The 12,146-nt window shown below is 35.5% G+C and carries 10 protein-coding genes; 4 read left to right on the plus strand and 6 right to left on the minus strand.

The genetic code is table 11. The annotated features are described in order from the left end of the window. Window positions 1-169 precede the first annotated feature (169 nt). The 4 genes from BMW29_RS10235 to BMW29_RS10250 all read left to right on the plus strand — a co-directional run bounded on the left by BMW29_RS10235 (window position 170) and on the right by BMW29_RS10250 (window position 3,976). A complete protein-coding gene (locus BMW29_RS10235; RefSeq protein WP_092653064.1) occupies window positions 170-1,156 on the plus strand; it encodes a polyprenyl synthetase family protein in 987 nt (328 codons plus the stop codon). Window positions 1,157-1,376: 220 nt separating this feature from the next. Beyond that, window positions 1,377-1,976 (plus strand): CDP-alcohol phosphatidyltransferase family protein, encoded by a 600-nt coding sequence (locus tag BMW29_RS10240; protein WP_092653066.1) that lies wholly within the window; start codon window positions 1,377-1,379, stop codon window positions 1,974-1,976. A gap of 16 nt (window positions 1,977-1,992) precedes the next feature. Then, the gene (locus BMW29_RS10245) at window positions 1,993-2,862 is read left to right on the plus strand and encodes a phosphatidylserine decarboxylase (RefSeq protein WP_092653068.1); all 870 of its coding nucleotides are present in this window, start codon (window positions 1,993-1,995) and stop codon (window positions 2,860-2,862) included. Next, window positions 2,855-3,976 carry a metallophosphoesterase gene (locus tag BMW29_RS10250; protein ID WP_092653070.1) on the plus strand — a complete coding sequence of 374 codons (1,122 nt, stop codon included), beginning with the start codon at window positions 2,855-2,857 and terminating at the stop codon, window positions 3,974-3,976. The genes BMW29_RS10245 and BMW29_RS10250 overlap by 8 nt, the downstream gene beginning before the upstream one ends. A gap of 47 nt (window positions 3,977-4,023) precedes the next feature. Here the strand turns inward: BMW29_RS10250 and cydC are convergent, their stop codons facing one another. From cydC to BMW29_RS10280, 6 genes are all read right to left on the minus strand, one after another. Beyond that, window positions 4,024-5,793 (minus strand): thiol reductant ABC exporter subunit CydC, encoded by a 1,770-nt coding sequence (cydC, locus tag BMW29_RS10255; protein ID WP_092653072.1) that lies wholly within the window; start codon window positions 5,791-5,793, stop codon window positions 4,024-4,026. Further along, window positions 5,786-7,528 carry a thiol reductant ABC exporter subunit CydD gene (gene cydD, locus BMW29_RS10260; protein WP_092653074.1) on the minus strand — a complete coding sequence of 581 codons (1,743 nt, stop codon included), beginning with the start codon at window positions 7,526-7,528 and terminating at the stop codon, window positions 5,786-5,788. The genes cydC and cydD overlap by 8 nt, the downstream gene beginning before the upstream one ends. Window positions 7,529-7,531: 3 nt before the next feature. Beyond that, entirely contained in the window at window positions 7,532-8,557 is a 1,026-nt protein-coding gene (cydB, locus tag BMW29_RS10265; RefSeq protein WP_092653076.1) for a cytochrome d ubiquinol oxidase subunit II, read from the minus strand. A 2-nt stretch (window positions 8,558-8,559) separates the two neighbouring features. Then, complete coding sequence (locus BMW29_RS10270) at window positions 8,560-9,969, minus strand: cytochrome ubiquinol oxidase subunit I (protein ID WP_092653078.1); 1,410 nt, start codon at window positions 9,967-9,969, stop codon at window positions 8,560-8,562. A gap of 391 nt (window positions 9,970-10,360) precedes the next feature. Continuing rightward, a complete protein-coding gene (locus BMW29_RS10275; RefSeq protein ID WP_092653080.1) occupies window positions 10,361-11,440 on the minus strand; it encodes an alpha/beta fold hydrolase in 1,080 nt (359 codons plus the stop codon). Window positions 11,441-11,464: 24 nt separating this feature from the next. Further along, a complete protein-coding gene (locus tag BMW29_RS10280) occupies window positions 11,465-11,992 on the minus strand; it encodes a PadR family transcriptional regulator (protein WP_092653082.1) in 528 nt (175 codons plus the stop codon). Between the last annotated feature and the right edge of the window lie 154 nt (window positions 11,993-12,146).

Consider the following 12,146-nt stretch of genomic DNA (forward strand, 5'->3'; position numbering starts at 1 on the left):
TACTGCACTATTTTAAAAATGAATCCTACAATTTATTCCTTATTACATAAAAATTTCATTTCTTCTAAGCTGAACCGTTGACACAACACGTTTTATAAGATAGATTTAGACTGTTACTATTTTAAAATGATAAGCATTCTCATAAAGCTTATTTGAAAGGAAACTGGCTATGTCGATTCATCCAATGTGGGACAACTTTCCAGCAATAAAAAATGATTTAGCCCAGAGCTATCATATCATTGAGAAGAAAATTAGAATTCGCAATAAAGATGTAGAAGCAACGCTTTATGATTTATTACATTCAGGTGGTAAATTCCTACGTCCTGCTTATGCCATTCTTTTTTCTCGCTTTGGAAATCCCTCTAAACAAGACCACAAAAAAATTCTAGCTACTGCCGCCTCTGTTGAAATTTTGCATATGGCCACTTTAATTCACGATGATGTGATTGATGAGTCTCCTACAAGACGTGGCACTGAAACAGTTCAAGCTAAATATGGTAAAGATATTGCTGTTTATACAGGTGATTTTCTTTTTACTGTTTACTTTGATTTATTAGCTGATATTGGTGAATCACAAAAAACACTTAAGCTTAATGCTTTTGCCATGAAACGGATTTTATTAGGCGAATTAGATCAAATGTATCTTTGCTATAATACAAATGTAACTGTCAGACAATACTTAAGAAGAGTCAATGGTAAAACAGCACAGCTCTTTTCGCTTAGCTGTTTTGAAGGAGCCAAACATGGCAAAGCTGATTTAGCGGTTATTGCTGCTAGTCAACAGATTGGGCGTCAGATTGGTATCGCCTTTCAAATTTTAGATGATATTCTAGATTATACTGTGGACAGCGACACCATGAAAAAGCCTGTCCTAGAAGATGTCAAACAAGGCGTTTATTCTTTACCATTAATTTTAGCTATGCACAATCATCAAGCTGAATTTGAACCTTTTCTAAATAAAAAAGAACAAATGACAGCTACCGATATTGAAGCTGTTTTGGCACTGATTAAGCAATATCGTGGTGTTGAGCAGGCACAAGCGCTTGCTGAACGTTATACCAATAAGGCGCTAAAAAGGATTGAGCATCTACCCAATAAGCCTGAAAAAGAAATCTTAATGACCATTACAAAAAAATTATTAAACCGTTCATATTAAATCTGTGACGAAATCAATATATGAAACAAGTTTCTTGCGTTTATCCGCCCTTAGAAACTTGTTTTTTTACCATGTAGAGAAACTATTTCAGGGCTTTTTCACAAAGCTTAAAGCTATTTATCAAATGCTTCATTCATTAAGATTTCTCTTAAGTATCATTTTTATATTGACAGCATGCTTAGGTTTAATGGTATGATTTAACTAAAAGAGAGGTGTTACTATGATTGGTCAACAAAATTATACCGTTATTTTAACCTATGGAAACTTAATATTTGGCGTAATCGGTATGTTTTTATCCTTGCAAGGAAATATTGCAGGTGGTGTGACATTACTAGTTATTGCTGGTATTTGTGATATGTTTGATGGCGCTGTAGCCAATACGAAGAAAAATAGAAGTGAAGATGAGATGGCTTATGGAATTCAAATTGATTCTTTAGCAGATTTAATTAGTTTTTGCTGTTTACCAGCAATTATGGGTTATTCACTTGGAAATGAAAGTTTTATTGCCATTTTAATTTATGTATTCTTTATTCTCGCAGGATTGATTCGTTTATCTCATTATAATGTTACTGAAATGAGCAGAAAAGAGAAAAAGCGTGAACCTAGAACCTATTATGAAGGACTACCTGTGACAAGTGTAGCCTGTATTTTACCGCTATTATTTATTTTATCTAATGTGTTAAATCTTGATTTAGCTTCAATTTATACGTATATTTTAGCGATTATCGGTCTATTGTTTATTACTAAAGTTAAAATTAAAAAAATCAATGTAGCAAAATTATTTAAAATGCATGAAGAAAAACAAGAGAAAAATATTTAAGTAAAGGACCAACAGAATGAAGCCAACTTTTAAAACTATTGATCTAAACCAAGAAGATAGTCGTTCGTTAAAATTTTTATACAAAAATCCAATTGGGCGAATGTTCTTAAAAATCTTAGTCCAGCCTGTCTTTTCTAAAATAGGTGGTGCGGTTTTAGATAGTAGATTATCGATTCCTTATATTCAATCATTTATTAAAAGTAATCAGATTCAGATGGACCGATATACTGAGAAAAAGTATCGTTCTTTTAATGATTTTTTTAAGCGCGAACTCATCAATCCACCTAATCCTCAGACACTGGATGTGGATACCTTCTATTCTCCTTGTGATGGAAAAGTTTCCGTTTATCCGATTACTGAGAACCAAAGCTTTTATATTAAAAAGTCTGAATACCGGATCAAAGACTTACTTCAAGATGAGGCATTAGCTCAGGAATATATGAATGGACAGATGCTAATTTTTAGACTAACACCTGATGATTACCATCATTATGCTTATTTTGATAGTGGTCAGATTAGGAGTCAGAAAAAAATAAAAGGCGTTTTACACACTGTTCGACCGATTTCATTAGAACAAGAGAACGTCTATATTCGTAATGCCAGAGAAGTCACTGTGATGGAAACAGCACATTTTGGTTTAGTGACACAAATAGAAGTTGGTGCGTTACTTGTTGGTAAAATTGTTAATTTAAAAGACGCTGGTGCTTTTAATGCTTTTGAGAAAAAAGGTTACTTTGAGTTTGGTGGATCTACAATTATTCTTTTATTTAAAGAAAATAGTGTTGAGCTTTCTACAGAGCTGATTGATAATACGCAAAAGGATCAAGAAAGCATTGTTAAATTAGGAGATAAGCTTGGGACGCGAATGGAGCCGAAAAATGCGTAATTTAATTTTTGGAATCATCATTACTGTATTTGGATTCATGCATTACTATGTTGGACATAAGCTTGCCATCTTATTAGATGGCATTCTTCCTTTTAACACGGACATTTTGATTGCCATGCTTTTTGCCTGCTGTGCCGTTTCAACCTTAGCGACTTATTTGCTATCAGATAAGAATGTTGGTGGGTTTATAGGGAAATTGGGTTCTTATTGGTTAGGAATCATCCTAACTTCCCTTGTATTGTTTGGTTTAACGGATTTACTACTGCAATGCATTCATTTATTTAAGAAAGACTTCAATCCCGCTGATCAGCTTTCTATTGGTTTACCTCTGATTGTGATAATAGGTGTATTTATTTATGGCGTCTGGCATGCAAAGCAATTAAAAACAACTGAATATCAGATTACCATTGATAAGAAAAGCGACTTAGCATCACTTAATATTGTAATGTTTAGCGATATTCATTTAGGTTACATAAATGATGCCCATCAATTTGAAAAAATTGTTTCTTTAGTGAATGAACAACAACCTGATTTAATCTTAATTCCAGGGGATTTATTTGATGGCAATTTTGAAGCTGTTCAAGAGCCTGACCGTATCATGCAGCTATTTCATCAGCTAAAAGCGAAGTATGGTGTTTATTTATCTTGGGGTAACCATGATGCAGGTGCAAACTTTGATAAAATGAAAGCTTTCATTAAGGACTCAAATATCACTTTATTAGAAGATGAATTGATTCTCATTGAAAATAAACTGGCCATTGCTGGTCGAAAAGATATTAGCCCAATTGGCAATCAAAATGAAAAGCGAAAAGAAATGGCTGCTTCTTTAGCAGAAGTGGATGCGTCCATTCCGTTAATTGTTTTAGATCATCAGCCATCAACTATTCATGATTATGAGGAAAATGTTGATTTAATCGTAGCAGGACATACCCATCAAGGGCAGGTTTTTCCATTTAGCTTAGTGACTCGCCTCGCTTTTGCTGTAGACTATGGTTATTATCAAACAGCGCATCATAATCAAGTGATTGTAACATCTGGTGCTAAAACTTGGGGACCACCAATGAGAATTGGGACAAATTGTGAGATTGTTAAAATTAAGGTGACATTCCAATAAATAAAAACGCGTTATTCAAGGTTTTGAATCTTGAATAACGCGTTTTTTTATTCGCCACGATCTAAGCGATAAAGCATTTGATACCGGGCATTATTTGCTAGTAACTCACTTGGGCTACCTGTCATTTCAATGCCACCATCTTCAATAAACAGGACCTGGTTCATTTGATCCACACCCTGTAAATGATGGGTGATCCAAATAATCGTTTTATCTTTTAAGACTTCAAATAAAGTATCAAGCAAGGTTTGTTCTGTAATTGGATCTAACCCTACTGTCGGCTCGTCTAAGAGCACAATCGGTGTATTTTGCAATAAGATACGCGCTAAAGCTAAACGCTGTCTTTCGCCACCAGAAAAGCGTCCTCCAGCTTCTTCAACCATCGTGTCAAAACCAGCTGGTAATTTCTCAATCATTTCGCCTAAGCCAACTTGGTACAATGCTGCCTTCACTTCTTCATCTGTTGCATGAATATTTCCTAATCGCACATTATTCAAGACACTCGTATTAAACAAATAGGGTGATTGATTCATCACACCAACCCAATTCGCTATTTGGTCTTTTAAGGCATTAGTTGGTACACCATTTAACAGAACGGTTCCTTGATTTGGGGAAATATCTCCTCTAATCAGCTTACCAATAGTACTTTTTCCAGCGCCACTTTTCCCTAAAATCGCAAGTTTTTCTCCTGGAGAAATCGTTAGGTTGAACTGTTTTAATACTACTTTGCCATCTGGCTGATAAGAGAAGGTTACATCCTCCAAGGTCAGCTCTTGAAAGGCTTGATTTTTTAATACATCCAGCTCAGGATTTTCTTCTGTCGCAGCTTCCACAGCTGGTAAAGCATTCATTCGTTTAACGGAATCCTCGTAAATCGTCAATTCAGAAGCCGCTTCAGGTATCGGAGCAAAGGCATCAATTAAAGGAAAAATCGCTAAAGTAAACGCACCAATCCAGTTCGCTGCACCACCATGATCCCCTTTAAACACAGCGCTTGTCCAAAATAGCACAACAATCGTAATCGCGCCAAAGCAAAGTTGAACAAGAAAGTCTCTGGTTCGATTAAAACGTTTGATTGCTGCATCATCCTCGCGAACTGCTGCTTCACTTGCTTCATAGCTGGCAATAAAATCACTTTTACGCCCACTGAACAACCAATCCCCTACTCCTAACACCGCATCCGTTAGTTTGTCATAGAGACCATTACGTGCCGTTTTCTGTTGATACATTCTTGCGCCATTAATTAAAATTGAAAACAGCGGCATTAAAATGGCCACAACTGCTAGCATTAAGAGCATCAACAGTGCAAATGGAATCGAAAAGAAACCAAGTAAGACAATCACAACAAAGTAAATCCCCCAAGAAATCAGTGTTGGGAAAATGGTTCTTAAATATAAGTTTTGAATATGATCAATATCCTCAGCTAAAACCGCTAGAATATCGCCTGTTTTATATTTTCCTTTAAAGAAAACCGCATCCTGCTCCATGGCACGATATAATTTCACCCGCATATCAGAGGTCATTTTCAATACCCAATTATGACTGGTTAAACGCTCTACATAACGAAAAGCGGGACGACCAATCCCAAATGCCCGGGTTAACACAATGGGAATATAGACTAACATGATATTTTCTGGTTGACTGGCAGATTTACTAATTAAATAGCCAGAAGTAAACATTAAAGCACTACCACAAAATAAGGTCATAAATCCTAAAAATAAAACCAAATAAAGGAGCTGACGATATTTTGCCATAAAAGGTTTGACCCAGGTATCCTGCTTAAAAGTAGCACGCATGGCTGCAAATCTTGTTTTAAACATCTGTTGTCTCCCCTTTCATTTGGTTCATTAATGCCACATATGCGCCATTTTTAGCGAGCAATTCTTCATGTGTGCCTTCATCTACAATTTTGCCATGATCTAAGACTAAAATATAATCCATTTCTTTTGTCCAATGTAGCCGATGTGTTGCAAAAAATACCAAGTGCTGAGACATTAAGGGTAAAATACTTTCTTTTAATGCGACCTCAGTCTCAATATCTAAATGAGCAGTTGGCTCATCAAAAAGTAAAATTTTACGGTCTTTATCTAAAAAGGCACGTGCAATCGCAACTCTTTGTGCCTGACCGCCACTAATCATTCGACCACTTTCACCAATTAAGGTTTCCATTCCTTCTGGCAACTCTGCAATAAATTCCGTCAAGCCAGCTTTTTCCGCCGCTGCTTTCACTTCTCCATTGGTTGCTTCAGGAGAATAAAACCGAATATTATTTGCTAGTGTATCATGAAATAAATAAGGTTTTTGTGGAATATAAATCATGTCTTTTTGCCACTGTTGCTGTGAAAAATGAGGTAATTTTGCACCATTAATTTCAATTTTTACACCTTCATCAGGCTGTAAAAATCCACCAATTGTATCAATAAATGTCGATTTCCCAGAACCACTCGCGCCAATTAGACCAATTTTCCCATAACCTTTCCATTTGAAAGCAATATCAGCCAAAGCTGCTTGATCCTGGTCATCATGATGAACTGTCAACCCTTGGATAACGAATTCACTATCAGCATCCCACTTTGCTTCTTTCGCACTTAAAACATTTGTATTTTCAGGTATTGGCATCGCCAAAACATCTAAGATACTGCCCATTGCATTTTTCCCATCCAAGGTTGCATGGTAATCACTTGAGAACTCACGTAAAGGTAAGAAAAACTCAGGTGATAAAATCAAAACCGTTAAGGCAGGTAAGAGCGTCAGGCTACCATTTAATAACCGTAAGCCTAAGAACAACGCAATCACAGCAATTGAAAGTGTTGTAAAGAAATCCAAGGCAAAGGTTGATAATATCGCAATCTTCAAGGTACTCATTGTCGCTTTACGATAGCTTTCACTCACATCATGAATATTTTTGCTATATTTTTTACTCAAACCAAGCAGCTTTAAGGTTTCTAACCCTTGTAAAGAATCGACAAAATGATTAGACAATACTTGATAGGTCGCATATTGCTTATCCGCTTTTCCTCTTGCTGCATAACCTAAAATAATCATAAATAAAATAATAATTGGAAAAACAATAATCATTGTAAAGCCAGAACGTATATCTAAAGTAAAAACATAAATTAACACTAGCCAAGGAATCATCATCATATTCATCATTTTTGATAAAAACAATGTGATATAATTTTCAGCTTGACGAATGCCTTCTAAAGCCATAGTGACAACATGACCCGTTCCTGCCTTTTGAACCATTTTAGGCCCTAACGAAAAGACTTGATGCAATAGTTCCTTTCTTAGCTCTTGCCCTTTTTCATAAGAGTAGCCATCTAAAATATGCTCTCTAATCAAAGTCAATAAATGACGACCAGCAAACGCTAAAAAAAAGAACAGCATATGACCAAATTGTGCTGTTAGACCTTCTCCATTCCATAATCCTGTAATTGAAAGGGCTAAATATCTCGCTTGAAAAATAATCATAAAAGCTTGCAGAAAAGAAATTCCTGCAAGCATCATCATGACTTTTTTCATGCCAGATAAACCCAATAAGCGTTTATCCATCATCTGTTAATGTCCTCCTACGACATCCTCTTTTTTCACGCGTTTGCGGAAAATGTAGTATGTCCAGCCTTGATAAGCCAATACAAACGGTAAAATTGATAGTGAAATCCATGTCATTAATTTAAGTGTATAAGGTGAGCTTGACGCATTCACAATCAATAAATCATAGATTGATTCTTGTCCAACCATCACTCTTGGGAATAAACCAAAGAATAATAAGGCGACAACAGCCATTAAGGTTAGACCACTTGTTAAGAAGGATAACCATTCTTTCCCTTTATAAGCACCGAATGTTGCAAGAACACTTAATACAATAATCACCACTAGTAAAATCAGTGTCGAAACTGGATGTACAGTGAAGAAATCAGTTGAAACATACATTAAACCAGCAAATGCGACTAATCCTACAAATAATAGAATATATAATTTTTGCGCCATTTTTTCAGCACGTACACGAATGTCCCCAGCTGTTTTTAAACGAATATAATTTAAACCATGTAATAAACATAGTAAGGTAACTGCAACTGCACCCACAATAGAAAATGGTGTAAAGTAATCAGTGAAAGTTGCCATCATATTGCCATCAGCATCTAAAGGCATGCCTTGAACCATACTTGTAAATAATAAACCAAAGAAAAATGGTGGTAATAAGCTCCCAATAAATAATGTCCAATCCCAGAAATTGCGGCCTTTTTGTGTGTCCATTTTTTCACGGAATTCAAATGAAACCCCACGAATAATTAAACCAAATAAAATCGCAAATAAAATCAAGTAGTAGCCACTAAAAACAGCTGCATACCAACCCGGGAATGAGGCAAACATTGCCCCACCAGCGGTTAGTAGCCAAACCTCATTACCATCCCAAACCGGACCAATTGTATGCACAATTTGATCACGCTCGGCACGATTTTTTGCAAGAAAACGTGTGGACATACCCACACCAAAGTCAAAACCTTCAAGGAAGAAGAAACCAGAGAAAAGTACGCCAATCAAAGCAAACCATAACAATTGTAAACTACTTACGTCCCCCATGATTAAAACGCCCCTTTCTCAAATGGATCAACAACTGCTTTTGCTGCATTGTCTTGTCCAGCTGCATCAGCAAATGGTCCTTTGTTTAATTCTTTCTTCACTAGATAAACCATTACGGCACCTAAACCAGAGAAGAGTAAGAAGTAAACAATATTACTAATTAATAATGAAGTAGCTGAGACATTGGGAGAGACACTATCTGCAATCGTGAAGACGCCATAAACCGTCCAAGGATAACGACCCAGTTCAGTAATCAACCAACCTGCTGTATTAGCAATAAACGGTACAAAGGTACAAAAAGCAACAACAACTAGTGCCCATTTTTTGTTTAGAATATCTTTTTGTTTACGTCCCAACCATAAAGCAACCGCTGAAACAAGAATTAAGAACATCCCACTTCCAGCCATGACTCTAAAGCTCCAGAATAACGTTTTAACTGGTGGATAATAATCGCGTTCACCATATTGCGCAATCAATTCTTGATTAACTGTATTCATTCCTTTAACAGAGCCTTCTAGCTTATTGTAAGAAAGAATACTTAACATTCCTGGAATTTCAAGTGACCAAGTAGATTCTTTTTTATCTGTATCTTGGAAACCAATCAGAGTCCAAGAAGCAGGATCTCCAGAATCTTCATATAAACCTTCAGTTGCTGCAAATTTCATTGGTTGATCTTCGACCAATGCTTTTGTTTGTAAATCTCCTGTTAAGACAGATAAACAAGCACCAATTAATCCAATTGTTAAACCAAGTTTCATAGATGATTTAAAGAAGGTAACCTCTTTCTTTTTAAGCAATCTAAAAGCAGATAAACCAGCTACTACGAAACCACCTAATACCACTGCACCAAATAGGACATGGGTAAATTCATACCAAACTTGTGGATTGGTTAATAAAGCCCCAAAATCAGTTAATTCAGCACGACCATTGTTTAATGTGTAGCCAGAAGGATGTTGCATAAAGCTATTCGCAACTAAAATCCAAAAAGCAGATAGCATGGAACCAATGAATACTAACCAAATAAATAAAACGTGAATTTTTTTGCTAAATTTATCCCAACCAAACATCCATAAACCTAAGAATGTTGACTCTAGGAAAAAGGCTAATAACGCTTCAACTGCAAGTGGTGCGCCAAAAACATCACCAACAAAGCGTGAATAATCAGACCAGTTCATCCCAAATTGGAATTCCTGAATAATCCCTGTTACAACCCCTACAGCAAAACTTAGTAAGAAAATTTTAGCCCAAAATTTTGCCATCACTTTATACTTCTCATCTTTTTTTACAACATACATTGTTTCCATAATTGCTACTGCAAGTGCTAGACCGATAGATAATGGCACAAAGAAATAGTGAAAAACTGTGGTCATCGCAAACTGGAAACGGGCCAGCGATATAATATCTGCTCCCATCAAAAAAAACCTCCCCTTTAAAATCCTACATATAATAATAAGTATAATTAATAATATAGTTCGCTCTATATTATAGTCATTCTAAACTTCATTTACAACTAAGAACTACGATTCTTTTAAATTTCTCTAAAGAAAAGCTGAAAACTCTCTTTAGGACTGATTAAAACTGTTAATATTTTGTTATATAACTGGTATGGAGGTCGTTATACACGCTATCGTTTAGTATCCCTCAATCAGATTTCTAAACACAATAAAAGATTAGAAATGAATTTTATTGGAAAAATATCGTTGAAGAAGATAGATTAATAAAAATGAGGGTATTTGAAAGTGTTTTTGAGACACTTAAACGAAAAGTGAAACTAAACATATTATTTGGCTGATATCCTCCAAACTAATGTTGTCCGTTTTTCATTACACTGTTCAACTTCAACAATAATAAGCTAGAAAAATCTCTTGGTTTATCAACAAATGGAATATGTCCAGCATTTTTAATTGTTATAAATTCTTTGCTCGGTGCAGCAATATGATTAAAGTAGTCTAGAGCCATGTTTCGTGGTGTTGTCCAGTCACGATCACCTGATATCATCATAATAGGAACTTCATACTGCATACTATAGCTATACATCGTCAATTCCCCTGACAAAAGCTCTTTATAAATTGTACTATTTGATTCAATTAAATTATCAAATTTTAACATCCATTTCAAGTGATTAAAGGTCATATATGGCGAAAATAAGTACAATGGAATGATTTCATTTCCATGCTGAGTAGGCAGATATCTTTCTTTGAGCTGTCGAAACTTCATTAGTTTTGTCGCTTCTGACTTATCAAATTTTTGGTACATCATTACTGACGCGAGGCTCTCACGCATTTTTTTGACGTCTTGCTTATTATTACTTGCATTAGCCAAACGAATCGCCTCTTCAGTTGATATCTGTTCAGTTTTTTTGAAATCTAACATTTGACCTATAGATATATATATCGCTATTTTTTCTGGATGCTTCTGCGAGTATACTCCGCCAAGAAATGTTCCCCATGAATGTCCTAAAATAATCACTTTCTCTTTGTCATACCCTCCTTTGATATAATCTACCAGCTCGTCAAGATCAGACAGCAAAAGTTTTAGGTTTGGTTTCTCAGCCTTTTTGTTACAGTAATATGTATTGCCACTCCCACGCTGATCCCATTGAACTATTGTATAGTCTTGTTCTATATCCTTTTGCCATTTATATGAATAAGATGACAGGTTATTTCCAGGTCCGCCGTGAAGCATAATGATGACAGGATTAGAGATATCTTTTCCACGAATTTGTATATACTGTTTAATTCCACCTATCACTACATATTCAGATTTCTGAATACCTGTTTCTGAGCGGATTTTAAATTTCTGAGTGTTCATCAATCTGCCAATCACTATCATCAGTACAAACAGAACAAATAGCCCCAATAGGATGAGTAGTATTACTTTCATTTTCTTCACTCCTTAGCTTTCCTATTATTCTAGTGTTTTTAGTATTTCATCAATAAATTGCTGCTGTAGCTGAAGAATAGCAAACAGATTATCGATTGTAAGCTTTGACAGTGGAGGAACTTCTATTTTTTCATTGATGTTTTTTTCATTGCCTCGCTTAAGTGATTGATATTCTTGATTTAGTAAATCCTTTTGCTGTAGTAATGCTTGTTGCGCATCTTTAGTAGGCACTTTACCAAGAAGCGATATTCCACTATACAACCTTGTTGGATAGATGACAGATTTAGTGTGTAATGAATCAAGGATCAGTAAATTTAGATACGCTCTTCCTTGATTTGTAATTTGATAGATAGATTTCTGCCTATTTCCAGTTTGTCTCACATCTGATAATTCAATATGATTTTCTTGTTCTAATTTTTTTAATGCATGATAGATTGAACCAACCAGAACCCCTCCCCACCTTTCTGCATCAGCATGACGAATTTTCTGCTGTATATCGTAGCCCGACATAGGCTGCTCATCCAATAAACCAAGTACGATTAATCTTGTCATTGTACTTACCTCCCTAACTCATATACTCAACATTGAGTATATAATACTTCAGAGAATTAAGAAAGTACCTTTATACAACCTTCATAGCATATCTAGCCAAGCTTACCTCCTTCAGATAAATCAAAGTTTCAGACCCATTAACTCAAAGATGCAA

This window comes from Isobaculum melis (genome assembly GCF_900111355.1).
In the GTDB taxonomy this organism is placed as follows: Bacteria; Bacillota; Bacilli; order Lactobacillales; family Carnobacteriaceae; genus Isobaculum; species Isobaculum melis.